28 protein-coding genes are annotated in these 25,479 nt (G+C 42.6%); all 28 read left to right on the forward strand.

The window, feature by feature from the left end; translation table 11 throughout:
• The first annotated feature begins 150 nt into the window (after positions 1–150).
• The 28 genes from A5883_RS02910 to A5883_RS03050 all read left to right on the forward strand — a co-directional run bounded on the left by A5883_RS02910 (position 151) and on the right by A5883_RS03050 (position 25,463).
• Positions 151–3,426, forward strand: a complete 3,276-nt coding sequence (locus A5883_RS02910) for a Cna B-type domain-containing protein (protein ID WP_086337978.1) — start codon at positions 151–153, stop codon at positions 3,424–3,426.
• Between the two features lie 138 nt (positions 3,427–3,564).
• Positions 3,565–4,521, forward strand: a complete 957-nt coding sequence (locus A5883_RS02915; protein ID WP_086337979.1) for an alpha/beta hydrolase — start codon at positions 3,565–3,567, stop codon at positions 4,519–4,521.
• A 17-nt stretch (positions 4,522–4,538) separates the two neighbouring features.
• A complete protein-coding gene (locus A5883_RS02920; RefSeq protein WP_015510184.1) occupies positions 4,539–4,811 on the forward strand; it encodes a GNAT family N-acetyltransferase in 273 nt (90 codons plus the stop codon).
• Between the two features lie 156 nt (positions 4,812–4,967).
• Positions 4,968–5,204: a preprotein translocase subunit SecG gene (gene secG / locus A5883_RS02925; RefSeq protein ID WP_005228700.1), complete on the forward strand. Its 237-nt coding sequence runs from the start codon at positions 4,968–4,970 to the stop codon at positions 5,202–5,204.
• Between the two features lie 123 nt (positions 5,205–5,327).
• On the forward strand, positions 5,328–6,080 hold the full coding sequence (locus A5883_RS02930; protein ID WP_086337980.1) for an alpha/beta hydrolase: 753 nt from the start codon (positions 5,328–5,330) through the stop codon (positions 6,078–6,080).
• A 3-nt stretch (positions 6,081–6,083) separates the two neighbouring features.
• A complete protein-coding gene (gene rnr, locus A5883_RS02935) occupies positions 6,084–8,444 on the forward strand; it encodes a ribonuclease R (RefSeq protein ID WP_086337981.1) in 2,361 nt (786 codons plus the stop codon).
• 15 nt (positions 8,445–8,459) lie between these two features.
• Positions 8,460–8,918 carry an SsrA-binding protein SmpB gene (gene smpB / locus A5883_RS02940; RefSeq protein WP_008380870.1) on the forward strand — a complete coding sequence of 153 codons (459 nt, stop codon included), beginning with the start codon at positions 8,460–8,462 and terminating at the stop codon, positions 8,916–8,918.
• A gap of 293 nt (positions 8,919–9,211) precedes the next feature.
• Positions 9,212–9,931: a F0F1 ATP synthase subunit A gene (atpB, locus tag A5883_RS02945; protein WP_008380872.1), complete on the forward strand. Its 720-nt coding sequence runs from the start codon at positions 9,212–9,214 to the stop codon at positions 9,929–9,931.
• A gap of 32 nt (positions 9,932–9,963) precedes the next feature.
• A complete protein-coding gene (atpE, locus tag A5883_RS02950) occupies positions 9,964–10,176 on the forward strand; it encodes an ATP synthase F0 subunit C (RefSeq protein ID WP_005228705.1) in 213 nt (70 codons plus the stop codon).
• Between the two features lie 88 nt (positions 10,177–10,264).
• The gene (gene atpF, locus A5883_RS02955) at positions 10,265–10,789 is read left to right on the forward strand and encodes a F0F1 ATP synthase subunit B (protein WP_016612589.1); all 525 of its coding nucleotides are present in this window, start codon (positions 10,265–10,267) and stop codon (positions 10,787–10,789) included.
• Positions 10,776–11,318 carry a F0F1 ATP synthase subunit delta gene (locus tag A5883_RS02960; protein WP_016619750.1) on the forward strand — a complete coding sequence of 181 codons (543 nt, stop codon included), beginning with the start codon at positions 10,776–10,778 and terminating at the stop codon, positions 11,316–11,318. The genes atpF and A5883_RS02960 overlap by 14 nt, the downstream gene beginning before the upstream one ends.
• Positions 11,319–11,341: 23 nt before the next feature.
• Positions 11,342–12,898, forward strand: coding sequence for a F0F1 ATP synthase subunit alpha (gene atpA, locus A5883_RS02965; protein WP_086297759.1), 1,557 nt, complete (start codon positions 11,342–11,344; stop codon positions 12,896–12,898).
• Positions 12,899–12,914: 16 nt separating this feature from the next.
• Positions 12,915–13,817 (forward strand): F0F1 ATP synthase subunit gamma, encoded by a 903-nt coding sequence (locus A5883_RS02970; protein WP_005228710.1) that lies wholly within the window; start codon positions 12,915–12,917, stop codon positions 13,815–13,817.
• 26 nt (positions 13,818–13,843) lie between these two features.
• Entirely contained in the window at positions 13,844–15,250 is a 1,407-nt protein-coding gene (gene atpD / locus A5883_RS02975; RefSeq protein WP_005234377.1) for a F0F1 ATP synthase subunit beta, read from the forward strand.
• 31 nt (positions 15,251–15,281) lie between these two features.
• The gene (locus A5883_RS02980) at positions 15,282–15,704 is read left to right on the forward strand and encodes a F0F1 ATP synthase subunit epsilon (RefSeq protein ID WP_005228716.1); all 423 of its coding nucleotides are present in this window, start codon (positions 15,282–15,284) and stop codon (positions 15,702–15,704) included.
• A gap of 158 nt (positions 15,705–15,862) precedes the next feature.
• A complete protein-coding gene (locus tag A5883_RS02985) occupies positions 15,863–16,096 on the forward strand; it encodes a DUF1146 family protein (RefSeq protein ID WP_086297756.1) in 234 nt (77 codons plus the stop codon).
• A 90-nt stretch (positions 16,097–16,186) separates the two neighbouring features.
• Entirely contained in the window at positions 16,187–17,479 is a 1,293-nt protein-coding gene (gene murA, locus A5883_RS02990) for a UDP-N-acetylglucosamine 1-carboxyvinyltransferase (RefSeq protein WP_016608772.1), read from the forward strand.
• Positions 17,480–17,500: 21 nt separating this feature from the next.
• Positions 17,501–17,677: a DNA-directed RNA polymerase subunit beta gene (locus A5883_RS02995; RefSeq protein WP_005228723.1), complete on the forward strand. Its 177-nt coding sequence runs from the start codon at positions 17,501–17,503 to the stop codon at positions 17,675–17,677.
• A gap of 91 nt (positions 17,678–17,768) precedes the next feature.
• Complete coding sequence (gene yidD, locus A5883_RS03000) at positions 17,769–18,044, forward strand: membrane protein insertion efficiency factor YidD (RefSeq protein WP_016608771.1); 276 nt, start codon at positions 17,769–17,771, stop codon at positions 18,042–18,044.
• A gap of 39 nt (positions 18,045–18,083) precedes the next feature.
• Positions 18,084–18,542: a GNAT family N-acetyltransferase gene (locus A5883_RS03005; protein WP_005228727.1), complete on the forward strand. Its 459-nt coding sequence runs from the start codon at positions 18,084–18,086 to the stop codon at positions 18,540–18,542.
• Between the two features lie 124 nt (positions 18,543–18,666).
• A complete protein-coding gene (locus tag A5883_RS03010) occupies positions 18,667–19,548 on the forward strand; it encodes an ROK family protein (RefSeq protein WP_005228730.1) in 882 nt (293 codons plus the stop codon).
• A gap of 284 nt (positions 19,549–19,832) precedes the next feature.
• Positions 19,833–21,020 (forward strand): ABC transporter substrate-binding protein, encoded by a 1,188-nt coding sequence (locus A5883_RS03020; RefSeq protein ID WP_010749790.1) that lies wholly within the window; start codon positions 19,833–19,835, stop codon positions 21,018–21,020.
• 108 nt (positions 21,021–21,128) lie between these two features.
• Positions 21,129–22,007: a branched-chain amino acid ABC transporter permease gene (locus A5883_RS03025; protein WP_005228742.1), complete on the forward strand. Its 879-nt coding sequence runs from the start codon at positions 21,129–21,131 to the stop codon at positions 22,005–22,007.
• Between the two features lie 9 nt (positions 22,008–22,016).
• Positions 22,017–22,994, forward strand: a complete 978-nt coding sequence (locus tag A5883_RS03030; protein WP_005228744.1) for a branched-chain amino acid ABC transporter permease — start codon at positions 22,017–22,019, stop codon at positions 22,992–22,994.
• Positions 22,975–23,751 carry an ABC transporter ATP-binding protein gene (locus A5883_RS03035; protein WP_015510179.1) on the forward strand — a complete coding sequence of 259 codons (777 nt, stop codon included), beginning with the start codon at positions 22,975–22,977 and terminating at the stop codon, positions 23,749–23,751. The genes A5883_RS03030 and A5883_RS03035 overlap by 20 nt, the downstream gene beginning before the upstream one ends.
• Positions 23,751–24,452 (forward strand): ABC transporter ATP-binding protein, encoded by a 702-nt coding sequence (locus tag A5883_RS03040; RefSeq protein ID WP_015510178.1) that lies wholly within the window; start codon positions 23,751–23,753, stop codon positions 24,450–24,452. Before A5883_RS03035 ends, A5883_RS03040 begins: the two co-directional genes overlap by 1 nt.
• Before the next feature lie 3 nt (positions 24,453–24,455).
• A complete protein-coding gene (locus tag A5883_RS03045; protein WP_010749788.1) occupies positions 24,456–25,103 on the forward strand; it encodes a CBS and ACT domain-containing protein in 648 nt (215 codons plus the stop codon).
• A gap of 126 nt (positions 25,104–25,229) precedes the next feature.
• Positions 25,230–25,463, forward strand: coding sequence for a DUF2969 domain-containing protein (locus A5883_RS03050; protein WP_005228752.1), 234 nt, complete (start codon positions 25,230–25,232; stop codon positions 25,461–25,463).
• The last annotated feature ends 16 nt before the right edge of the window (positions 25,464–25,479 follow it).

Below are 25,479 nucleotides of genomic sequence, written 5' to 3' on the forward strand. Positions count from 1 at the left end.
TTTTCACAAATTCTTCTGAGAGTAAGAATCATTTTATGGTTCTTGCTTTCATTTTTTTCACATAAACAAACTTTGAGGTATTTTGCATTTTGTCTTTTTTCCGATTAGGATAATCACCTGAGTAAAATTTGTTGTTTGGAGGAAGAAAAAATGCTTACTTATGTGAAAAAAATAGCTTACCCAATTTTCATGTTGTCCTTGCTTGTCATGTCGTATGTGACGCCATTGTTATCAGTCGTTACAGCTCATGCAGACAGCGAGGGAAACACCAAGACAGTCCTATTTCAGAACGAAAAAGGCACAGCACATGTGATCTCATTACCAGATCCTACCACAGGGGAGATCACTTGGAGGATCCAAGTAGAAAAAAATCAACAAGCAGCATCTAATCAACTAGCATTTAGCTTGAGTGAAGGGGAACAAACAATTTTGCCGGAATCAATCCAAAGCAGCGGCACGAAATTTACATATGATCCGCAAAGACAGCAGCTGATGGAAGAAACTACTAGCAGCTCCTTTAGCCAAATGACGCTAACGTTTCAAACAAAAGCTCTTAAAACTTTGACAATCAAATCCGCATTTCTTCAAACAGAGGAAGAAAATGGACAAGTGAAAGAAGACATTATCAACACAACAGATGTAGTAGTTGTTCTACCTGACAATCAATCCACAGAAGCAACGAGTGCCGAAGCATTGCTTGCTGACAGTCAGGAACAAACAGAGGCTTCCGAAAAACAGCCTGCCACAAAAAGCAGCGAGTCACAACCACAAGCAGAATCAACTACCGCATCAACAGCAATCGAATCACCACTTGATGCACAAGCAAGTGCGCCAGCAGCTTCACAACTATCAAGTGGCGGCAGCTTTAAGAATGATGTGCCAGAAGTTGATAACGTACTTCTAGGAGAAGCTCAGTATTTTCATATTTTTGCTAACCATGCGACGCTAAATACCCACACAAACGGAAACTTAGCAGTGGGAGAACTAAATGGCAATGTCAATTTTGGAACCAGTATTCAGGATGGTTCGTTGGCGACAGAAATCAATTATATTCAAAAGGTCAATACGATCGCAAATTCTTCCTTTGTATCAGGAACTGATAGCAGAAAAAACAAAGTTGTCTTTGGCCCATCAGTCACAGTAGATTTAGCAGATCAAAATCAACAACCTGCCGTTTTTGTAAATGGACAGAGAATGGATCACTTGAAAACTTACGAAGTTTTCCAAGATCAATCTGCAAGTGAACCGTATATAGATTTTAAAAAGGTATTTTCAACGTTACAGGCGACGTCAGAAAGGCTAGGAGTCTATCCGCAAACACCCGGTGTAACCAAAGATTTTACTGATAATAATCAGCGGGTCATCAATACCGCCCGTGCTGAAAATGATACGCAAGAGGTGGTGTTGACCTTAACGGATGAACAAGGCAACCCGCTTGATGACGGTGTTTACGAACTTCAAAATAAAAAGACACATAAAGAGGTTGATGAAGAGGTCACAAATGATGAAGGACAAGTAATCGAAACGGATCTTCCAGAAGGGGATTATTCCTTTGTTGAAACAGAAGCGCCAGACGGTTATCTAATCGACAAGAAACCAATTTCCTTTTCGGCAGATACTATTGATGAAGAAGATCAAAAGGTAGTCGTTACTCTTTCAAAAACAGAATTAGAAAAAGATACACCTATTACCATCAAAGGGCTAACAAAAGGCACGTCTCCTGTGCTCATCAATGTGGATACCGAAGGAGCAAGTACCGTTAATATCAAGTCACAAATCAAACTAGAATATACAGATGGCACGACGCGCAATAGTCATGAAACAGAAGATTTTGATGATGCCGTTATCCTGTGGAATTTTATTAATCAGCCAGAAAATCAAATGATTTCGATTAATAGTCCCTTCCAAGGAACGATTTTGGCTGTTGGTGATACAGTTGATGTCCACCAAAATGTTGACGGCAGTATCATTGCTGATACGGTCTTGGTTAATGCGGAAACCCACCGCTGGGATCTTCAAGCCAATGAAACGGTTGTACCGATAATCAAACTTGCTGCAATGAATCACCTGCTGTCTCTTGATACAACGACAATCAGCGGAACCAAAACGTGGGATGATTATGACAACAAATTTAATACTCGTCCGACAAGCATTACGGTTCAATTACTGCAAAACGGTGAAGTGTTCCAAACAAAAACGGTTACCCCGAATAAAGAGGGGGAATGGCATTATGAATTTACCGATCTACCAACAACTGACGAATCTGGTCAGACCTATGACTACGCAATTCAAGAAACACCCGTTGAAGGATACACCACCAAAGTAAATGGCTATGACCTAGTCAACACCTACCGCAATACTGAAACGACAGAAGTATCGGGAACGAAGACGTGGAATGATTATGGTAACAAGTTCAATACCCGTCCTGAAAGCATCACTGTCAAACTGATGCAAAATGATAAAGAAATCGCCAAGCAAGTCGTAAAATCAGATAACCACGGCAACTGGACCTATCGCTTTGATGATTTGCCTAAATATGATACCGAAGGAAAAGCATATACTTACACGATCCAAGAAGAAAATGTTCCAGGATACACCAGTGAAATCAATGATTATGACCTAGTCAACACCTACCACAATACCGAAACGACAGAAGTATCAGGAATGAAAACATGGAATGATAACAACAATCAGCTCAACATCCGACCAGAAAGTATCACTGTCGGTTTGATGCAAAATGGTAAAAAGATCGACAATCAAATCGTAAAAGCCGATAAAGAAGGGAACTGGACTTATCACTTCGAGAATCTGCCTAAGTATGATTCCAAGGGAAAAGCCTATGTCTACACGATTCAAGAAGCAACCGTTTCTGGATATATCAGTGAAGTAAACGGCTATGACCTAGTCAATACGGAAACAACCACAGTTTCAGGCAGAAAAACTTGGAATGACAACGACAACAAGTTCAATACCCGTCCTGAAAGCATCACTGTCAATCTGATGCGAAACGGCGAAAAATACGCAGAAAAAATCGTAAAAGCAGATAAAAAAGGCAACTGGTCCTATCGCTTTGATAAGCTGCCAAAATACGATGCCGAAGGAAAAGCCTATACCTACACGATCCAAGAAGAAAATGTTCCAGGATACACCACCAAAATAAATGGCTATAACTTAGTCAACACTTATACAGGGCCAGAGACACCAAAAACACCAAGTGATCCTAAAAAGCCGCAGGTCCCGTTGTCACCTAAAAAGCCAGATACTTCTAAACAATCGGAAGATGACAACAAGAATGACGTAAACCATGCGACTACTGAAAAACGATTGCCTAAGACAAACGAGCGCTCTTCTTATGAGTGGAGTATCCTTGGAAGTATTTTACTCGTTACAAGCGTTGGCATACTTTGTCGACGAAAACATAGTTAACCAATTAAAACTTTGTCCTGCTTCTCTGCTAGAAGTCAGGGCAAAGTTTTTTTAAAGTATAGGACTTATTTAAGACGTGCGACAAAACTTTGGCTGAAATCCATTGTAAATGGTAAACTAAAATTAAGGGGGGATCCTATGGTTTGGCTATTGCTACTACTGCTTATTTTTGGTTTTTTGGTGTACTATGTATATCGCACGTCTGTTTTGAAAAAGGGCGTACGCTATTTTGTTTCGGCGATCATTATGCGAAACAATGAATGGTATGAAAAAGAAGGCAGAAAGAAACTGGGGATTCCATACAAAGAGCGGATCGCAACAAAGAGTTCGGCTTTTTGGGCACAAGGTTCGGAATGTACGGTAACGACCGCCGATGATCTGATCCTAACAGCGGAAGTCTTTGATCAGTGTGCAAAAACGTGGGTGATCTGCTTGCATGGGTATCGCAGTGATGGGCAAGCAGACTGTCAAGAGGCAGCCGAGAAATTCTGGTCTGCTGGTTACAATGTTTTAGTTCCTGATTTACGTGGACATGGCCGCAGTGAAGGCAAAGAGATCGGTTTAGGGTGGCTAGATCGGATGGATCTACTTTTGTGGATCGATAAGATTTTGGAAAAAGACCCACAAACACAAATCTTCCTCTATGGTTTAGGAATGGGGGCTGCGACCTTGCTGCTGGCTAGTGGAGAAGTCATGCCGGTGCAAGTGGCTGGGTTGATCTCAGACAGCAGCTATACGTCCGTTTACAGTGCGATCCGATCAAGCTTGCCGCAATTTTCTCGGTTACCGATCAAACGCTTTTTGCGCTTAGCGAATCGCTATAGCAAACAATTAGTCGGTTATCCCTTCTTGCAGATCTCGGTGACCCGACAAGTCGGCAGCAACCATTTACCTGTGCTGTTTTTACAAGGAGAAAAAGATTCGTTTCTTTCGGAAAAAGAGATCAATACCTTAATGGAAGCAACGGCTGGACCGAAACAAAAAGTCCTCTTTGCGAATATGGGACATTTACAGGCAGTGAAAGATGCACCAGAATATTGGCCAACCGTTTTGCAATTCATTGAGAATATCAAACAAAATACAGACATCGTCTGATAGAAAGGAAGAAAGCAATGGAAATCAAAGAAGAAAATAAACGTTTTGCTTTGTATGATGGAGAAAAAGAGGTGGGAGAAATCACATGGCAAGAAACGCCAGATGATGTTCTAGAAGTAGACCACACCTTCGTCAACCCTGATTATCGCGGCCAGCAATTGGCGCAAAAATTACTCAAAGCGGTTGTTGAAAAAGCAAGACGGGAAGAGAAAAAAATTATGCCTGTCTGCTCCTTTGCGGTCAAAGAGTTCAAAGAAAAACCAGAATACGATGACGTACTCGTTCGCTGATTTGAACGAAAGTGATCTATGAGAAAAAGGCTGTCAGAAAGGACAGTCTTTTTTTTAAACCGTCCTGCAACGGTCAATGACAAAAAGAGAGTAGTAATTTCCAGCGGAAAATGCTAAAATGGAAAGGACGACTTTAGCAAGCAAGGAGGAGCTAACGTGTATAACATCTTATTAACTGCTGTGATCGTTATTTCGATTTTAATGGTCATTACGATCATGATGCAGCCTAGCAAGCAAAATAGTGCAGCTAGTGCCTTTACCGGCGGTGCAGATCAATTGTTTGGTAAGCAAAAAGCCCGTGGATTTGAAGCGGTGATGCAGCGTTCAACGGCCATTTTAGGTTTTGTTTGGATGGTCTTGCTCTTTATTTTGGCTTTTCTTTCATCAAACTAATCACTTTGTTAGCGAACCTCTCGTAAAGAGAGGTTTTTTTCTTTTTAACGGGAAGATTTTGATCGCATTTGTCGAAGTATTCTTGCTAACTATGGTAGAATTGGACGTGAGGTGAAAGGAAACATGAAAACATTTAATCAACCAAAACCGGTTTTTGCTGAACACGGCAAACGAGCGGTCATTTTGTTCCATGCCTATTCAGGCAGTCCTAACGATGTACGCATGCTTTGTCGTTCGTTAGAACAAAAAGACTACACGGTTTATACACCGATGTTTACTGGACATGGTACACCGAATCCAGATGATATCTTAAATCAAGGAATGACTGTTTGGCAGCAGGATGCCGCGGATGCAGTTGCTTATGTGAAAGAAAAAGGCTATGAGGAAGTTGCCGTTCTTGGACTTTCGATGGGTGGGATTTTAGCGATGGATCGTTTGACGCAAGACCCAACATTGATGGGCGGCGGTCTTTTTTGCTCACCGTTATTTGAAACCAAGAACGAAGTACCAGTCAATTTTGAAAAGTATGCTGAAATGGTCATACCCTACGCTGATTTAGATGAGGCGACCCAAAAAGAAATATTGGCAAAAGTCCCTCGTAAGGTCAGAGAACAACTGCAAGGAATCGAAACAGTCGGACAAACCACAGCTGAGCATTTAGGAAAAATCGAGCGCCCAATCTTCCTGGCGCAAGCAGGAAGGGACCAAATGATCGATCCACAGACGGTTTTCAAAACCGCAGCGGCATTGTCCCATGTTCCCTATACGCTTCAATGGTATCCTCAAAGTGGTCATGTGGTGACGGTTGGACCAGAACGGAAAAAATTAGAGCAGGATGTGTTTTCTTTCTTAGAAACACTTGCTTGGAAAGAGTGAGTTATGACAGAAACGATTAAAACAAAAATTGTTCAGTTTCTCGAAGAAAGCCGTAAAAAAAGTTTTTCAATGGAAGAAATTGCTGAAGGTCTAGGACTTCAAAAAAGTACAGACTTTAAGAATCTTGTCCAGACAGTAGCGGCGATGGAACGAGAAGGCAGTGTGATTTTTAACAAAAAAGGCAAAGTGAAATTACCAATGAAACGAGTGTTTGTGGAAGGAACCTTTCGTGCCAACGAGCGGGGCTTCGGCTTTGTCACGTTGGATGAAGAAGAAGACGATATTTATATCCCTAAAGAAGCAACAGGCTATGCCATGGACGGCGATACCGTTGCTGTAGACATCGTGCATGTTGCCGATCCTTTTTCAGATCGCGGCGCAGAGGGAAAGGTCGTAGAAATCAAGCAACGCGCCATCAGTCAGTTGGTCGGCGATTTTACATTATTTGACGAAAAAGAGATCGAAGAATCGGATCTATATGGCGTTGTTCAACCTAAAGATAAAAAACTAAGCGATTTAAAGGTGTTTATCGGCGCCCAAGGAATTCGTCCAGTAGACGGCAGCATCGTGATCGTTGAGATCAGCCATTACCCAGAAAAAGGCTATTCGAAAAGCTTAGAGGGGTTGATCACAAAAGTTGTGGGGCATAAAAACGATCCTGGAATGGATATTTTATCGATCGTCGTGGCGAATGGGATTCCCACAAAATTTGAGGAAGAAACCTTGGCAGCGGCAGATGCAGTACCCGATACGATCGATCCTGCTGACTTTCCAGAACGACGGGATTTGCGAGATCAACAGATCGTAACGATCGATGGAGCGGATGCCAAAGATTTGGATGATGCGGTGACGGTAAAAGCATTGCCTGACGGCAGCTTCTATTTGGGCGTGCATATCGCAGATGTTTCTTATTATGTGACAGAAAACAGTGCGTTGGACAAAGAAGCTTTTGAGCGGGGAACGAGTGTCTATCTAACGGATCGAGTGATCCCGATGATCCCACAACGTTTATCAAACGGGATCTGTTCGTTGAATCCGAATGTCCCAAGGTTGGCCATGAGCTGTGAAATGTGGATCAACCAAGAGGGGATCGTCACGGATTACAATATTTTCCAAAGTATTATTCAAACAAGTGCCCGCATGACTTATCAGGCAGTCAATCAAATTATTGAAGACAATGATCCAGAAACCAGCAAAGAATATGCGAAACTAGTACCGATGTTCCATGATATGGCCGCCTTGCACCACGTGTTAGAAACGATGCGGATCAAGCGTGGGGCGGTTTCTTTTGAAGACCGCGAAGCGAAAGTCTTGGTCGATGGAGAAGGGCACCCGCAAGAAATCGTTCTGCGAGAACGTGGCGTCGGCGAACGATTGATCGAGTCCTTCATGTTGGCAGCCAATGAAACCGTGGCGCGTCATTTCAATCGGAAGCATTTACCATTTATTTATCGGATCCATGAGGAACCAAAAGAAGAGAAAATGCGTCGCTTCTTTGATTTTGCTTCTGCTTTAGGGATTGTAGTCAAACAAACCAACGGCTCGATCTCACCAAAACAACTGCAAAAAGTGGTTGAAGATGTCGCAGATAAGCCAGAGGCAATGGTTGTCAATACGATGCTGCTCAGAAGTATGCAGCAAGCGAAGTATTCAGAAGAAAACGTCGGCCACTATGGTTTGGCAGCGGAAGATTATACCCACTTCACGTCACCGATCCGTCGGTACCCCGACTTGATCGTGCATCGCTTGATTCGTTCTTACAGTGAAGATGTCTCTGAAGCCAACCAAAACAAATGGGCTGAAATCTTGCCTGACATCGCAATGCACAGCTCCCAAATGGAACGACGAGCAGTCGATGCAGAAAGAGAAGTCGATGCGCTTAAAAAAGCTGAGTATATGGCCGATAAAGTAGGAGAAGAGTTTGACGGTATCATCAGTTCCGTCGTTAAGTTTGGCTTGTTTATTGAATTGCCTAACACGATTGAAGGGCTGATCCATATCAATAATCTGAAGCAAGATTACTTCCATTATTTGGAAAACCATCTGGCACTTGTAGGTGAACGGACAGGCTTGACCTTTAAAATTGGTCAAAAAGTTCGTATCAAAGTCGTGAAAGCTGATCCTGAAACAAGAGAGATCGATTTCGAATTGGTAGCAGCAGAAGAAGTCGAAAAACTGCAAGCACCAAAAGCCAACAAACGAAACAACCATCAAAAAAATGAAGCGAACCGTCGCGGGAAAAAACAACACAACCCTGAGAAAAAACAAGGGAAACGCTTTGAACAAACCGGTAAAGGCAAGTCAAAGAAAGCTGGCAAAGTGAAAAAGAAAAAACCTTTTTACAAAGGAATCAAGAAAAAATAATTGGAGGGATGGCCCGTGCCTAAAGGAGAAGGGAAATTAATCGCCCAAAACAAAAAGGCCCGCCATGATTACACGATCCTCGATACGATCGAAGCGGGGATCGTCTTACAGGGAACAGAGATCAAAGCGATCCGTAACAGTCGGATCAATTTGAAAGACGGCTTTGTACGCATTCGCAATGGTGAGGCATTCTTAGTCAATGTGCATATCAGCCCATACGAGCAAGGAAACATTTTTAATCATGATCCACTACGGACAAGAAAACTGTTACTGCATAAAAAGCAGATTGCTCGTCTGATTGGCGAAACAAAAAATACAGGCATGACGATCGTTCCGTTAAAGGTGTATATCAAGGATGGTTATGCCAAAGTTTTGATTGGTTTAGCGAAAGGAAAACGCGAATATGACAAGCGGGAATCCTTGAAACGCAAAGATCAAGAAAGACAAATTGACCGAGTTCTTAGAAATTTCTAATTTTCTAAGAACTTCTTTTAGAATCCGATAGAGGTTATTGCTTTGAAAATCGCGCTAAATTTGGTAGCATTTAAGGGAAAGCTGTTGATATAACAGGCTTTTTCTTCCACATAGCGACACGGGAATTTTTCATTTAATTTAGGATTTTTGGCATTGTGAGTTTTTTGTCTAATTTTCTTGAAAATGCTTTGAAATTTTCCATTCGTGGTGGTATGATACCGATTGTTATGAGAGGAAACGCATTGTAACACCAGATTTTTTTCTGGAGATGACAGGAAAAGAGGTGAGAAAGATTGGAAGATAAATCGCTTATGTTTCATATCGGTCCTATATGGTTTGATGGAACTGTAGCTATGATGACAATCATTTCTTGTATTATTGTTTTTTTGGTGGTCTTTATTTGTACACGTAATCTGCAAATGAAACCGAAAGGGAAGCAGAACTTCATTGAATGGGTCATTGACTTTGTTCGTGGTATCGTAGCGGACAATCTACCAGGATCTCAAGTGAACAACTTTCATTTGCTCGGTGTAACAATGTTTCTTTTTGTGTTTGTGGCAAATGAGATCGGCTTAGTCACAAAAATTGTGACGACAGATGACATTACCTTGTGGAAAAGTCCGACAGCAGACCCGTTTGTTACATTGACACTTGCACTTATGGTTATTTCCTTGACACATTTCTTTGGGATCAAGTCGTTGGGCTTCAAAAATTACTTGATCAATTCGTACTTGAAACCGGTGGGGTTCTTATTGCCGCTAAAAATCATCGAAGAATTTACGAATGTCATCACGTTAGGCTTACGTTTATATGGGAATATATTCGCGGGAGAAGTGTTATTAGGATTGATTGCCAACATGTTTATTAGTCTTGGTTGGTGGTCATTGCCGATCGTGATGCCGCTAGAAATGATCTGGATTGGCTTCTCGCTCTTTATTGGAGCGATCCAAGCTTATGTATTTGTTACATTGACCATGGTATTTATGAGCCACAAAATCGTGGCAGAACATTAATCGAATCGACATACAATTAGGAGGAAAAAAGAATGAACTTTATTGGAGCAGGATTAGCAATTATCGGAGCAGCAATTGGTGCAGGGTATGGTAACGGACAAGTAATCGCAAAAACGATCGAATCAATGGCACGCCAACCTGAAATGTCAGGTCAACTACGTTCAACAATGTTTATCGGGGTAGCGTTAGTCGAAGCTGTACCGATTCTAGGGGTAGTTATCGCGCTGTTATTAGTCTTCCGATAAGACAAGCACGAAAAGGCAGAAACGAACAATTGCACTCGTTTTTGCTTTTTTCTAATGAAACAATGACTTTCAGAAAGGAAGAATCGTTATGCTAAATCAGTTGGTTATGGCGGAAGTTCAAAATCCAATGCTTGGCAATATTATCGTTGTCAGCGGGTCAATTCTTCTTTTGCTATTCTTATTGAAACATTTTGCATGGGATGCCATCAGCAGCATGATGCAAAAACGGGAAGATAAAATCGCCAATGATTTGGATTCAGCGGAACAATCACGCTTGAATGCAGCAAAATTAGAAAAAGAACGCCAAGAAAAATTGGCACGTTCTCATTCTGAAGCTGCGGAGATCATCAAGAGCGCCAAAGATAGCGGGGAATTGAGTCGACAAAATATTTTGAGCGAGACCAAAGAAGAAGTGGCTCGTTTGAAAGAAAAAGCAAACTCAGATATCACCCTTGAAAAAGAAACTGCGTTAAAAGAAGTGAAAGATGATGTTGCAGAACTTTCGCTTCAAATCGCAGAAAAAATCTTAGGACGCGAATTGACTCCCGAAAATCATGAATCCCTAATCAATCAATATATCGAAGGATTGGGTTCAGTTAATGAAACTCGATAAATTCACAGTGGGAAAACGCTATGGAAAAGCCTTGTTCGAATTGGCGATGGAAGAACAGCGCTTGACAGAAGTTTACCAAGAATTAATGACCTTGCGTCAGATTTATCAGGAGATTCCAACATTCGGTCAGATCGTGACGGATAACCGCTTGGATCTCCATGAAAAAAGACAATTAGTCGATCAATTGCTGAAGGGCTTTGAAGGCTTGGTCAGAAATTTCTTAGAGATCGTTTATGAATATGATCGCATGGATGATCTATTGCTGATCATTGATGAATACGAACGTCGTTACGATGAATATCAAGGTCTTGTTCTCGGAACGATCACAACGGCTGTTGCTTTGTCAGCAGAACAAAAAAGCAAAATCGAAAAGCAAATCGCCGATAAGCTTGGGTACAAGCAGGCACAATTGAAAGAAACGATCGATCCAACGATTTTAGGCGGTGTCATCGTTGAAGCAAATCATCAAGTGATCGACGGTAGTATTAAGAGCCAACTGGATTATCTGCGACAAAAAATCGGCAGATAAACAAGAGATAAGAGGTGAATCGGATGGCCATCAAAGCAGAAGAAATTAGTGCCTTGATCAAAGAGCAAATTAAAAATTATCAGAACGAACTTTCTGTAGAAGAAATCGGTACTGTCACATATGTTGGGGACGGGATCGCCCGCGCCCACGGTTTAGAAAATGCCATGAGTGGAGAACTGCTTGAGTTTTCAAACGGTTCTTATGGGATGGCACAAAACTTAGAGTCAAACGATGTCGGAATCATCATCCTAGGTGATTTTGAAACCATTCGTGAAGGGGACAAAGTAAAACGAACTGGTAAAATCATGGAAGTTCCTGTCGGCGATGCATTAATTGGCCGGGTAGTAAATCCATTAGGGCAACCAATCGATGGTTTAGGTCCGATCGAAACAAATAAATCACGCCCAGTCGAAGCAGCTGCACCAGGTGTTATGCAACGGAAATCCGTTTCGGAACCAATGCAAACAGGGTTGAAAGCTATTGATGCTTTAGTACCAATCGGTCGTGGCCAACGGGAATTAGTCATCGGTGACCGGAAAACCGGGAAAACAACGATCGCTATTGATGCGATCATCAACCAAAAAGGGCAAGACATGATCTGTATTTATGTCGCAATTGGCCAAAAAGATTCAACTGTTCGTGCACAAGTGGAAACATTGCGTCGTTACGGGGCCCTTGATTACACGATCGTGGTCTCAGCAGGTGCTTCACAACCAGCACCACTGCTTTATATCGCACCTTATGCGGGGGCTGCGATGGGGGAAGAATTCATGTATAACGGCAAACATGTTTTGATCGTCTTTGATGACTTATCAAAACAAGCGGTCGCTTATCGTGAACTTTCTCTACTTCTACGTCGTCCGCCAGGTCGTGAAGCATACCCAGGGGATGTCTTCTACTTGCATTCTCGTTTATTGGAACGTGCAGCGAAATTAAGTGATGAACTAGGTGGTGGATCGATGACGGCATTGCCGTTTGTTGAAACACAAGCAGGGGATATTTCAGCCTATATCCCAACCAACGTGATTTCTATCACAGATGGACAAATTTTCTTAGAAAACGACCTTTTCTATTCTGGTGTTCGTCCTGCCGTAGCGGCTGGATTATCCGTTTCACGGGTTGGTGGTTCTGCGCAGATCAAAGCAATGAAAAAAGTTGCCGGTACCTTGCGTTTGGACTTGGCTAGCTATCGCGAACTAGAGGCCTTTACGCAGTTTGGGTCTGATCTAGATGCTGCAACACAAGCCAAATTAAACCGCGGTCGTCGAACCGTTGAAATCTTGAAGCAAAAACTGCATGAACCACTGGCAGTAGAAAAACAAGTCGTGATTCTTTATGCCTTGACACATGGATTCATTGATAGTGTACCAGTCAATAAACTATTGGACTTTGAAGCAGAATTATTTGAATATATCGAAGCAAATGCAGCGACGATTTTTGAAACCATTCGGACAACGAAAGACTTGCCAGAAGAAAGCTTGTTAGATGACACCATTAAAGCATTCAAAGATATTTTCATGGCATCCAACGGTTCTCGGGTGACACCCCAAGATAAAATATCGACAATGCAAAACGCATAAAAAGAGGTGAGAGAAAATGGCTGCTTCATTAAATGAAATCAAGCAACGAATTGCCTCAACAAAAAAAACCAGCCAAATCACAAAGGCCATGCAAATGGTTTCAGCTGCAAAATTAACAAAATCTGAAGCTCATTCGAAACAGTTTCAAGTGTATGCCAACAAAGTACGTGAAATCGTTACGCATTTAACTGCGCAGCAGCTTTCCGATCTTGCAGGTTCTGGTCCAAAAGATGGTGTGAACTATAACAGTATGTTGGTTAGTCGTCCGGTCAAACGCACAGGCTACATCGTCATCACTTCTGATGGCGGTCTAGTGGGCGGCTACAATAGTTCCATCTTGAAGCAAATGATGACCATGCTGGATGAAGACCATGCAAAAGAAGAAGAGTATGTCATGATTGCCATTGGTGCAACTGGCGCTGACTTTTTCAAAGCACGGGGCATCAATTTGGCGTACGAGCTAAGAAACCTTTCGGATCAACCAAGCTTTGACGAGGTGCGTAAAATCGTAACATTGGCGACAACGATGTACCAAAACGAAGTCTTCGATGAATTATATGTGTGTTATAACCATCACATCAACTCATTGACTAGCCAATTTCGTGTGGAGAAAATGTTGCCGATTTCCGATCTAGATCCTGAAGAAGCCGAAAGTTATGAACAAGAATACTTGTTTGAACCTTCCAGAGAAGCAATTTTGAATCAATTACTGCCTCAATACGCTGAAAGCTTGATTTATGGTGCGATTGTTGACGCAAAAACAGCCGAGCATGCTGCCGGAATGACAGCGATGAAAACAGCAACAGATAATGCCAAAAATATTATTGGGGACTTGACGATCTCTTATAACCGAGCGCGCCAAGGAGCGATCACCCAAGAAATTACTGAAATTGTGGCGGGGGCATCCGCGTTAGAATAGTTTCAAGAACGAATGGAGGAATACGAATGAGTTCAGGCAAGATTGTTCAAGTCATTGGTCCCGTTGTTGACGTGGAATTCTCTCTAGACCAATCATTACCAGATATCAACAATGCGTTGATTGTTTACAAAAAAGATGAGCAGAAAACAAAAGTTGTGTTAGAAGCTGCCTTAGAACTTGGCGACGGCGTTATCCGTACGATTGCCATGGAATCAACAGATGGCTTACAACGAGGAATGGAAGTAATCGATACAGGCGCCTCCATTTCTGTTCCAGTTGGGACAGAAACCTTAGGACGGGTGTTTAATGTCTTAGGGGACACCATCGATTTAGAAGCACCGTTTCCTGAAGAAGCACCCCGCAGTGGGATCCACAAAAAAGCTCCTGACTTTGATGAATTGTCAACAAGTACCGAGATCCTTGAGACTGGGATCAAAGTTATCGACTTATTAGCCCCTTATTTAAAAGGGGGGAAAGTTGGTCTTTTCGGTGGTGCCGGTGTTGGTAAAACTGTCTTGATCCAAGAACTGATCCACAACATTGCCCAAGAGCATGGGGGGATCTCTGTCTTCACAGGTGTTGGTGAACGGACACGTGAAGGAAACGACCTTTATAATGAAATGAAAGAATCTGGCGTTATCGAAAAAACAGCCATGGTGTTTGGACAAATGAACGAACCACCAGGTGCCCGGATGCGGGTTGCCTTGACTGGGTTGACCTTAGCGGAGTACTTCCGCGATGTAGAAGGACAAGACGTGCTCTTGTTTATCGATAATATCTTCCGATTTACTCAAGCTGGTTCTGAAGTATCTGCCTTACTAGGTCGGATGCCTTCTGCCGTTGGATATCAACCGACACTAGCAACCGAAATGGGACAATTGCAAGAACGGATCACTTCAACAAAAAAAGGATCGGTTACTTCTATTCAAGCAATCTATGTTCCTGCCGATGACTACACGGACCCGGCACCAGCGACTGCTTTTGCCCATTTAGATGCAACAACCAACTTGGAACGTAAATTGACTGAACAAGGGATCTATCCAGCTGTTGATCCGCTAGCTTCTTCTTCTAGTGCGTTAGCACCTGAAATCGTTGGTGAAAAACACTATGAAGTAGCGACTGAAGTACAGCATGCGTTGCAACGTTATCGCGAACTACAAGACATCATCGCTATCTTAGGGATGGATGAGTTGTCTGATGAAGAAAAAACGTTAGTGGCTCGTGCGCGTCGGATCCAATTCTTCTTGTCGCAAAACTTCCACGTAGCGGAACAGTTTACTGGACAACCTGGTTCTTATGTACCAGTTGAAGAAACGATCAAAGGATTTGCTGAGATTCTTGAAGGAAAATATGATGATCTTCCAGAAGAAGCCTTCCGTAGTGTAGGACGAATTGAAGACGTCATTGAAAAAGCGAAAAAAATTGGCTATTAATTAACCAGCCTTGAAGAAAGAGGGGAACCTCATGGATCAATTTTTAACAGTCAATGTGGTGACACCTGCTGGTTTGGTTTACGATCATCACGCGAAAATCGTGGTTGCACGTACGACAGATGGTGAGATCGGTATTTTGCCGCATCATGCCCCAATCATCGTTCCTTTGACGATTGATGAAGTCCGGGTCAAACGGATCGATTCAGATACTCACGTCGACTGGGTCGCCGTTAATGGCGGTATCCTTGAAGTGCGGGACAATGTTGTCTCCATCGTAGCCGATAGTGCGGAACGTGATCGTGATATCGACGTTTCACGGGCAGAAAGAGCAAAACAACGTGCAGAACGTCAAATCGAAGAGGCCAAACAAGTCGAAGATATCGACCAGCTTCGTCGCGCAACGGTTGCTTTGCACCGCGCCATTAATCGAATCAACGTGTCAAAACATTCCTAAAAAAACAAGGGCATCTTGCCTTTGTTTTTTTTTATTCGAGAAAACGTTTTAAAAACTTTTTAAAGTCTTTTCATGAAGGTTTCAAGAAAGATTATTTTTTATCTTGACATCTTTGTGGTATGATAGGAATGTTCAATTATGAAAAAGGAGCAGGAAGTATGCAAGTGTATGGAATTGATGCAATCATTCGAATCGTGAGTCATTTAGCGTTCATCTATTTAGCATTTTGGGCATTGCAATCTGTGCGGATCGATGCTTTTTTTAAAGTCTTACGAACGACTCAGATACGAATGATCATGGTGTTTCTTGCGATTGCATTAGGCTACACCGCCAGTACTTTTTTCCTTGAGTTGATTGCGTTATGTCGTAATTTATTTTTAACAGGTTTTTAAGAATTTCATTAATATATGCAAAAACACCGAATATTATGCTATAATTGGCAAGATTTGTGTGAGTCACTGCATTATTTGGAGGGAACATAAATGGAAGAGATGATCGTTCAAGGTGGTAATCGATTAACTGGAACAGTGAAGATCGAAGGGGCAAAAAATGCTGTTCTACCTATCTTAGCGGCAAGCTTATTAGCGGAAGAAGGAACAACGACATTAACAAATGTACCGATCCTTTCCGATGTATTAACAATGAAAGAAGTGATTCGGCATTTAAATGTCGCAATCGATTTTGAAGAAGAAAACAACACAATGACGATCGATGCGTCACAAGAATTAGCAATCGAAGCACCGTATGAGTATGTGAGCCAAATGCGCGCTTCAATCGTAGTCATGGGGCCTTTGTTAGCCCGTAATGGACATGCCAAAGTGGCAATGCCTGGCGGCTGTGCAATCGGCAAACGACCAATTGATTTACATTTGAAGGGATTTCAAGCACTAGGCGCGCAAATCATCCAAAAAGATGGATACATAGAAGCGATCGCCGATGAGTTAAAAGGCAATAGCATTTACTTGGATTTCCCAAGTGTCGGCGCCACGCAAAATATCATGATGGCTGCCGTAAAAGCTAAAGGCATCACCATCATCGAAAACGTCGCTCGTGAGCCAGAAATCGTTGATTTAGCAAACATTTTGAATAAAATGGGTGCCAAGGTCTTTGGTGCAGGAACCGAAACGATGCGTATTGAAGGTGTCGAACACCTGCATGCAGTAGACCATTCGATCGTACAAGACCGTATCGAAGCAGGAACCTTTATGGTTGCAGCAGCGATGACTCAAGGAGACGTTATTATTAAAGATGCGATCTCAGAGCACAATCGTCCATTGATTTCAAAATTGATCGAAATGGGCGCAGAAGTGACTGAAGTCGCTGAAGGGATTCGTGTGGTCGGACCAGAACGCTTGAAAGCGACTGATGTAAAAACGATGCCACATCCAGGTTTTCCTACGGACATGCAAGCGCAAATGTCTGCTATTCAATTATTAGCGCAAGGAACGAGTGTTGTGAATGAAACGGTATTTGAGAATCGTTTCCAACATTTAGAAGAAATGCGTCGCATGAATGCCCATGTAAAAATTGACGGCAACGTTGCAGTGATCGAAGGCGGTCATGAATTACAAGGTGCGCTGGTCTATGCGACAGATTTACGTGCCGCAGCAGCGTTGATTTTATTAGGTTTGCGTTCAACGGGACGGACGCGTGTTCGCAATCTAAAATATTTGGATCGCGGCTACTACAAATTCCACGAAAAATTGCAACAATTAGGGGCATCTGTTGAACGAGTTTCTGACGCAGTAGAAGAAGTCGTACCAGTTAACGCCTAATAGGAGTAGGAGAGAAAAAAAGTGAAGTTGAACCGTTATATTTTAACTAGCTTGATAAAAATTTTAATCGTCATTTTATTAGCTATTTTATTGTTCCTAGCAGGAACGATGATTGGTTATGGAGTGATCGGTGACGGCAGTCCTTTTAAAGTATTCTCTCCAAGTCTTTGGAATCATATCTTTGAGTTTATGAAATAAACCATAACTAGGACTTCCGCCACGTGCTGAGTCCTAGTTTTTTCTATCTATCTTTACTGAATCGTACGCTAAAAAGAAAGGCTGGCAAGGAATGAGTAAACTTTTGATCGGCTTTGTTCGTTTCTATCAACGTTTTATTTCCCCATTATTTCCTCCTAGCTGTCGTTATTATCCGACTTGCTCAGGATACATGATCCAAGCCATCCAAGTCCATGGAGCAGCCAAAGGAGGCTTGATGGGGGTAGCTCGTATCTTACGCTGCCATCCCTTTGTAAAAGGCGGAATAGATTACGTACCCCAGACGTTTACTTTAAAACGAAATACGAAAGACAAAGTCAAACCAACGTACCGTTATCGGAAAAGTTAAAAGGAATCAACAGAAATATAAAAAAGGAGCCAAAAAGCCATGATTCGTCCAATCGCCCCTAATGAAGCGTATCCTTGGGCGTTGCTGCTGGATGCAGATCCTGATAAAGCAGTCGTAGAAAGCTATCTATATAATAGCCAAACACTTGTTTATGAAGAAGCTGGAGAAATGATTGGTGTGCTAGTTTATCAAAATCAAGGCAAGAACTGGGAGATCATGAATGTGGCCGTTTCGCCAGAAAAGCAAGGAATGGGCATCGGTCGTCAATTGCTGCAAGCTGCCGAAGAAGCGATCCTTAGTCAGCACCTCGGGGCAAAACGGCCGATCGTAGTGATCAAAACTGGTAGTCTGCCCTCTGCAGCCTTGACTTTGTACCAAAAGCAAGGCTATGTTGAAAAAGAGCGGGTGAAGAATTATTTCACCACCCACTATGTCGAACCGATTTTTGAGAATGGGCAGCAGCTGTTCGATCAAGTGATTTTAGAAAAACAACTCTAATGGATGAAGAGACAGTCTGTGTGAATGAGACTGTTTTTTTCTTGTCCTCGGAAATCGCTTTCTTCAAGCGCCGACTTGCGGTAAAATAGACAGTATCAGAATAATAAAGGATTGAGGGAAAAAAATGGCGATTTTAGTCTTTGATATGGGTGGTTCAGCAGTAAAATATGGCGTCTGGGCACAAGATTCTTTGGTGAGTAAAGGGAAATTCACTACTCCAAATACTTGGGAGGAAATGAAAGCACAGCTGCAGCAAGTGAGGGCAAGCGTAGATGAAGAGATTGAAGGCGTTGGAATCAGTGCGCCAGGTGCGGTCAATGCCCAAGAACGGCGGATCGACGGCATTAGTGCGATCCCTTATATCCATGGGTTTGATATTTACTCAGAACTCGAAGCAGCGTTTGGGGTACCCGTAACCATCGAAAATGATGCCAATTGCGCTGGGATGGCTGAATTTTATCAAGGAGCGGGCAAAGAGTATCAGCAAGCAGCCTTCGTTGTGATCGGAACAGGCGTTGGCGGTACCCTGTTTCAAAATGGTGAGCTAGTCCGTGGGGCACATTTATACGGTGGCGAGTTTGGGTTGATGATCCTAGATCAAGGCAAAACATTTTCGCAACTAGGGACAGCGGTTCAAATGGCCTGGCGGTATTGTGATCGGATCGGAGTGGATCGAACGACGATTACCGGTGAAGAGGTCTTTCAACGTGCAGAAGATGGCGATGCCATTGCGATCGAGGAAGTCAATAAATTTTACAACTATTTAGCACAAGGACTGTTCAGTATTCAGTTTGCTTTTGATCCTGAAGTGATCATTATCGGCGGTGGTGTCAGTGCCAAAAAAGGCTTGTTAGAAGAAGTTGACCAGCGCTTGAAAAAAATGTTGGCGGATCAAGCATTAAATGATTTCGTCCCACTGATCAAGCTATGTGACTATCGCAATGATGCCAATTTAGTTGGGGCGGCGGCAAATTTTCAAGCATTGTATCCACGAAATAGCCGCTAACATGAGGATGTAATGTTTTCAAACGTCCGTTTGAAGAAAAAAGTATCAAATCAAAGCGTATCGGTAGCAAGCAAAGGGGAAAAACCTTTGCTTGCTTTTCTTTTTATCCGAAAATTAGAAAAGCGATTCCATTGTTGCTGGATCAATGTTTTAAAAGCACCATTTTTTATCGGCGAAAAAAATAAATTCTGAATAGGTGAAATATTCTGATAATTCGTTGACATTTCCTAGATTTTTCAGTATATTGGATAACATATTCAGGGGAAGTAAAGGAGAGGAAAATTATGAAAAAGAAATTTGCATTTTTGTTTGCGAGTTTGTTTTTATTGACAGCTTGTAGTGCAGGACCAACAGGTGGACCAACGGATAGCAGTGGTGCTGCTGAAGGTGGCAATAAACAAGAGGGAGATACCATTAAGATTGGTGCCAACTTAGAGTTGTCTGGAGCAGTTGCTGCTTATGGGACGGCTGAAAAAGAGGGGATCGACTTGGCAGTCGAAGAAATCAATGCTGCCGGCGGCGTTCTTGGAAAACAAATTGAAATCATTTCGAAAGATAACAAATCAGATAACAATGAAGCTGCGACAGTAGCAGCCAACTTAGCAACCAATGATAAAGTCGTTGCCATTATTGGACCAGCAACTTCAGGTGCCACAAAGGCGGCTTTACCGAATGTGACGAGAGCCCAAGTACCGATGGTCACTCCTTCAGGTACCGATGATGCGATTACTTACACCAGTGGAAAAGTCCAAGAATTTGCATTCCGTTCTTGTTTCCAAGATAGCTTCCAAGGAACAATCTTGGCAAAATATGCAGCAGAAAATTTGGATGCTTCAAAAGCCGTAATCTTGGGTGATAACTCAAGTGACTACGCAATTGGTTTGACGGAAGCATTTAAAGAAAGCTACCCAGGCGAAATCGTCTTAGAGGATAACTTTACTGAAGGCGACAAAGATTTCCAAGCAGTTCTTACAAGAATCAAAGATGTCGACTTCGATGTCTTGTTCATTCCAGGCTACTACACAGAAGCTGGTTTGATCATCAAGCAAGCGCGAGAATTAGGAATTGATCAAGCAATCATTGGTGCGGATGGATTCGGTGATGAAAAAATGGTTCAAACAGCTGGTGCAGAAAATGTCAGCAATGTTTACTATACAGGTCACTTCTCTACCAAAGCACCAGCAAACGACAAAGTTGAGCCGTTTGTGGCAGCTTTCAATGAAAAATATGGCAAAGAGCCTTCTGCTTTTAATGCATTAGCCTATGATGCCGTTTATATGATCAAACAAGCGATCGAAGATCAAAACTCAGCAGATTCATTGGCGATCGCAGCTGGTTTGTCTGAACTGAAAGACTTTGTCGGTGTGACCGGTGAAATCACGATGGATGAAAATCATAACCCTGAAAAATCAGCAGTTGTTTTAGGATTGACTGACGGGAAAGAAACCTCAGCAGACACTGTGGAACCTTAAAAAACCCGCAGTTGTTTGGCAGTGAAAACTGGGACAGACCTGATGTGTTTGTCTCAGTTTCTTTTCTCTAAAAGAATGACCATAATAAATGATATTGGAAGTGAGTATATGGAAATGATGATCCAACAATTGATCAACGGCTTGTTTCTAGGCAGTATCTATGCCTTGTTAGCGTTGGGTTATACGATGGTGTATGGCATCATCAAGTTGATCAACTTCGCCCACGGAGAAGTTTACATGATCGGTAGTTTTATCGGTTACTTTTTGATCAATCAATGGCAATTAGGGTTTTTCCCCGCGTTGTTCATTTCAATGATCGCCAGTGCAGCTCTTGGGGTAACGATCGAATTTTTAGCGTATCGTCCCTTACGCAATTCCACGCGAATTTCGGCACTGATCACGGCAATCGGGGTTTCTTATTTTTTGCAAAATGTCATGATCTTTTTCTTTTCAGCCAATGTGCGCCCCTTTCCGCAAGCGATTGAACGACAAACTTATTCCATCGGGTTTGTTCAAGTAAGTAATGTCCAGTTATTGATCTTGGCTGTTTCGGTTACCTTAATGATTCTCTTGCAATTGATCGTGAAAAAGACCCGTATGGGAAAAGCGATGCGGGCAGTAAGTGTTGATGCAGATGCAGCGCGTTTGATGGGGATCAATGTCAATCGAACGATTTCCTTTACCTTTGCCTTAGGCTCGGCTTTGGCTGCAGCTGGCGGGATGCTGATCGGTTTGTATTATAATTCCATTGATCCATCAATGGGCGTCGTTCCTGGTCTGAAATCTTTTGTTGCAGCGGTTCTTGGCGGGATCGGGATCATTCCTGGAGCAGCCTTAGGTGGCTTTGTGATCGGTTTGGTGGAAACAGCAGCGACAGCGCTTGGTTTTTCTGATTATAAGGATGCTTTAGTGTATGTCATTTTAATAATTATATTGTTGGTTCGTCCAGCTGGGATCCTCGGCAAAAATATCAAAGAGAAAGTGTAGGTGGCAGAAATGAAAAAGAATTTACGTTACAACTTAATCTGGCTCGCTCTGGCAGCTATTCTTTATTTTGGATTATTTGCAGCCTACAATGGCGGAATGATCAATTTGTTCTCTGATGCCATCATCGTCAATATCGGAATCAATATCATCTTGGCAGTCAGTTTGAATCTGATCATCGGCTTTTCAGGGCAATTCTCCTTAGGACATGCTGGATTTATGGCAATCGGTGCTTATGCTGGCGCGATCCTGTCGGCAAGCAATCCAACCTTTGGTGGCTTTTTAACTGGTTTACTGGTGGGGATGCTGGTTTCAGGTGCAGTCGCATTAGTGGTTGGGATTCCGACTCTCCGTTTAAAAGGCGACTATCTAGCGATCGCTACCCTAGGTGTGGCAGAGATCATTCGGATCTTGTTGGTGAACCTACGAGGCTTGACCAATGGTCCTGCTGGAATTTTCGGATTGCCCCAATTCAGTAATTGGCAGATCGTCTTTCTCTTTGCCGTTTTATCGATTCTTGTCGTGTCAAACTTTATCCATAGCGGACCGGGTCGGGCGACTTTAGCGATTCGGGAAGATGAGATCGCTGCAGAATCAATGGGGGTCAACACAACGAAATACAAGGTAATTGCGTTTGTAATGGGGGCAGTGATGGCAAGCATTGCTGGTACCCTTTATGCCAGCTATCAGCAGTCGGTTTTCCCACGAGATTACGGTTTTATGAAATCGATCGATGTATTGATCATCGTCGTTTTTGGAGGGCTTGGGAGTACCACAGGAGCAGTTGTTTCGGCAGTAGTGCTAGGAATCTTAAATATGTACTTGCAAGGCTTCTCTGATTTGCGCATGATCATTTATGCATTGGCTTTGATCATCATCATGATCTTTAAACCAAGCGGACTTTTAGGGACATGGGAATTCTCCGTAAAAGGACTGCTGGATAAATTTAGAAAAAAGGGGGATGACAACGATGCCTCTATTAGAAGTTAAAAGCTTAACGAAAAACTTTGGCGGTTTAGCTGCTGTTTCTCATGTAGACCTCCATTTAGATACCAATGAGCTGGTCGGATTGATTGGACCAAACGGTGCTGGCAAGACAACGCTCTTTAATCTCCTGACAGGTGTGTATGAACCTAGTGAAGGGGAAGTGCTTTTTGAGACCCAAGGTAAGCCAAAACGTTTAAATGGCGTGAAGCCCTATAAAATTGCGGATTTAGGTCTTTCAAGAACCTTCCAAAACATTCGCTTGTTTAAAAATTTGACTGTGATGGACAACGTCTTGATCGCTATGAACAGTAAGCATAAAGAAGGACTGCTGACTAGCATCCTGCGTTTGCCAAAGTACTACAAAAACGAAGCGTCCATGAAGAAAAAAGCCTTAGAGCTGTTACGGATCTTTGATATGGATGGCAAAAGTCAAACGTTAGCGAAAAATTTGCCTTATGGCGAGCAGCGTCGGTTAGAGATCGTACGCGCATTGGCTACAGAACCAAAAATTCTGTTTCTTGACGAGCCGGCTGCGGGGATGAATCCTCAAGAAACAACAGAACTGACAAAGTTGATCTATAAGATCCAAAAAGATTTTCAATTGACGATCCTCTTGATTGAGCATGATATGAGTTTGGTCATGGAAGTGTGCGAACGGATCTATGTGCTGGAATACGGCCAAGTCATCGCCCACGGTGAACCAGAAGAGATCAAAAACAATCCGCGGGTGATCGAAGCTTATCTAGGAGGGGAAATCTGATGCTGGAAATTCAAAATTTAAGTGTACACTACGGCATGATCCAAGCGGTCCATGATGTTTCCTTCCACGTCAATCAAGGGGAGATCGTTTCACTGATTGGTGCCAATGGTGCAGGGAAAACCACGATTTTACGGACGATTTCTGGATTGATCCGCCCCTCAAATGGCTCAGTCACTTTTGAAGGAAAACGAATTGAGAAAGAAGCACCGCAAAAAATCGTCGCAAACGGCTTGTCGCAAGTGCCAGAAGGGCGGCACGTCTTTTCAGGATTGACGGTTCAAGAAAACTTAGAGATGGGCGCCTTCTTGCGTAAAGACAGTGGTGTCAAAGAAGACTATGAACAAGTTTACCGCAAGTTTCCTGTATTGAAAGAACGCCTCTCGCAAGATGCGTCGACATTATCTGGCGGTGAGCAGCAGATGTTGGCAATGGGGCGGGCATTGATGTCAAAACCGCGCTTGCTTTTGCTGGATGAGCCCTCGATGGGCTTGGCACCGATTTTTATCAAAGAAATTTTTTCAATCATTCAAGAAATCAAGCAGCAAGGAACGACTGTGCTGCTGATTGAACAAAATGCAAAAATGGCTTTATCGATTGCCGATCGCGGCTATGTATTAGAAACGGGGAAAATCGTTTTAGAAGGTACTGGAGAAGAATTACTAGCAAGTGATGAAGTAAGAAAAGCGTATCTAGGAGGCTAAACAATGAGTGTAAGTGATTTTATGACGAAGACGGTCGTCACCGTCGATTCGCAGACACCGATCTTTGATGCAGTAGATTTAATGAAGCAACACGATATCCACCGTCTGCCCGTCGTTGACGATGGTAAATTAGTAGGGTTGATCACAGAAGGAACGATCGCTGAAGCAACTCCCTCAAAAGCGACAAGCTTAAGCGTTTATGAAATGAACTATCTCTTAAATAAAACGACTGTCGCTGATATCATGTTGAAAAAAGTGACCACGATTGAACCAGATGCACTATTAGAGGACGCCATTTCCGTCATGCGTAGTGAAAACGTGGGGGTTTTACCAGTCATGGATGATGATACCCTAGTGGGAATCATTACCAACAATGATATTTTCGATGCCTTTTTGAAAATCACTGGCTACCATGATGGTGGAACCCGAGTGTCCATCGAGATCACGGATGACCATGTAGGCGTGTTAGCAGACGTGACCAAGCTGCTTGCCGATCATCAGATGAGTATTTTGACCATCGTAGTCAATCGGATGGCGCTAAAAACGATTGTTGAGATCCAAGTAGAGTCGCGCCAAGTCGCAGCGATTGAGAAAATCTTAAGCGATGCGGGGTATACCGTAACCAGTGCTGTCTTGACGAACCAGAAATGAGACAAAGCAGCAAAAGTAGTCGATCACAACGATTGACTACTTTTTTTCGTTCCAGATGAGATTTTCTTTTTCTTTTGCTGGTTTTCTGTTAAAATAGGAAGGTGCTGTAAAGAAAGAGGTGCAATCATGTCTAAGAAAAATAAAGATATCGAAGTCCGTATTGAAGAAACAACGAAAGCCATTCATGGCAAAGACTATACCGTCAATGAATTATTTATTGGTAAAAAACGTATCGGTGAGATTTTAACGACTGGACCGAAAGAATTTCAAAGCTTTTTAGGGGATGAAGATCTAGGTTCAAGCAGAAGTTTAGAAGCTGCGATCGAGATGATTATTCGCCAATGGAATTTACATGAATAATTTCTAGAAAAATTTA

It is taken from the genome of Enterococcus sp. 5B3_DIV0040, from assembly GCF_002140755.1.
GTDB lineage: Bacteria > Bacillota > Bacilli > Lactobacillales > Enterococcaceae > Enterococcus_D > Enterococcus_D casseliflavus.

Bases quoted from the DNA above. Each gene is read 5' to 3' on its own strand.
- atpD (WP_005234377.1), top strand. From the start codon at position 13,844: ATGAGTTCAGGCAAGATTGTTCAAGTCATTGGTCCCGTTGTTGACGTG.
- atpA (WP_086297759.1), top strand. From the start codon at position 11,342: ATGGCCATCAAAGCAGAAGAAATTAGTGCCTTGATCAAAGAGCAAATT.
- A5883_RS03025 (WP_005228742.1), top strand. From the start codon at position 21,129: ATGGAAATGATGATCCAACAATTGATCAACGGCTTGTTTCTAGGCAGT.
- A5883_RS02930 (WP_086337980.1), top strand. From the start codon at position 5,328: ATGAAAACATTTAATCAACCAAAACCGGTTTTTGCTGAACACGGCAAA.
- A5883_RS03010 (WP_005228730.1), top strand. From the start codon at position 18,667: ATGGCGATTTTAGTCTTTGATATGGGTGGTTCAGCAGTAAAATATGGC.
- A5883_RS02960 (WP_016619750.1), top strand. From the start codon at position 10,776: ATGAAACTCGATAAATTCACAGTGGGAAAACGCTATGGAAAAGCCTTG.
- A5883_RS02915 (WP_086337979.1), top strand. From the start codon at position 3,565: ATGGTTTGGCTATTGCTACTACTGCTTATTTTTGGTTTTTTGGTGTAC.
- A5883_RS02985 (WP_086297756.1), top strand. From the start codon at position 15,863: ATGCAAGTGTATGGAATTGATGCAATCATTCGAATCGTGAGTCATTTA.
- A5883_RS02980 (WP_005228716.1), top strand. From the start codon at position 15,282: ATGGATCAATTTTTAACAGTCAATGTGGTGACACCTGCTGGTTTGGTT.
- A5883_RS03035 (WP_015510179.1), top strand. From the start codon at position 22,975: ATGCCTCTATTAGAAGTTAAAAGCTTAACGAAAAACTTTGGCGGTTTA.
- A5883_RS03005 (WP_005228727.1), top strand. From the start codon at position 18,084: ATGATTCGTCCAATCGCCCCTAATGAAGCGTATCCTTGGGCGTTGCTG.
- A5883_RS02920 (WP_015510184.1), top strand. From the start codon at position 4,539: ATGGAAATCAAAGAAGAAAATAAACGTTTTGCTTTGTATGATGGAGAA.
- A5883_RS03045 (WP_010749788.1), top strand. From the start codon at position 24,456: ATGAGTGTAAGTGATTTTATGACGAAGACGGTCGTCACCGTCGATTCG.
- A5883_RS03050 (WP_005228752.1), top strand. From the start codon at position 25,230: ATGTCTAAGAAAAATAAAGATATCGAAGTCCGTATTGAAGAAACAACG.
- A5883_RS02970 (WP_005228710.1), top strand. From the start codon at position 12,915: ATGGCTGCTTCATTAAATGAAATCAAGCAACGAATTGCCTCAACAAAA.
- A5883_RS03040 (WP_015510178.1), top strand. From the start codon at position 23,751: ATGCTGGAAATTCAAAATTTAAGTGTACACTACGGCATGATCCAAGCG.
- A5883_RS02910 (WP_086337978.1), top strand. From the start codon at position 151: ATGCTTACTTATGTGAAAAAAATAGCTTACCCAATTTTCATGTTGTCC.
- A5883_RS03030 (WP_005228744.1), top strand. From the start codon at position 22,017: ATGAAAAAGAATTTACGTTACAACTTAATCTGGCTCGCTCTGGCAGCT.
- atpE (WP_005228705.1), top strand. From the start codon at position 9,964: ATGAACTTTATTGGAGCAGGATTAGCAATTATCGGAGCAGCAATTGGT.
- yidD (WP_016608771.1), top strand. From the start codon at position 17,769: ATGAGTAAACTTTTGATCGGCTTTGTTCGTTTCTATCAACGTTTTATT.
- rnr (WP_086337981.1), top strand. From the start codon at position 6,084: ATGACAGAAACGATTAAAACAAAAATTGTTCAGTTTCTCGAAGAAAGC.
- A5883_RS03020 (WP_010749790.1), top strand. From the start codon at position 19,833: ATGAAAAAGAAATTTGCATTTTTGTTTGCGAGTTTGTTTTTATTGACA.
- murA (WP_016608772.1), top strand. From the start codon at position 16,187: ATGGAAGAGATGATCGTTCAAGGTGGTAATCGATTAACTGGAACAGTG.
- atpF (WP_016612589.1), top strand. From the start codon at position 10,265: ATGCTAAATCAGTTGGTTATGGCGGAAGTTCAAAATCCAATGCTTGGC.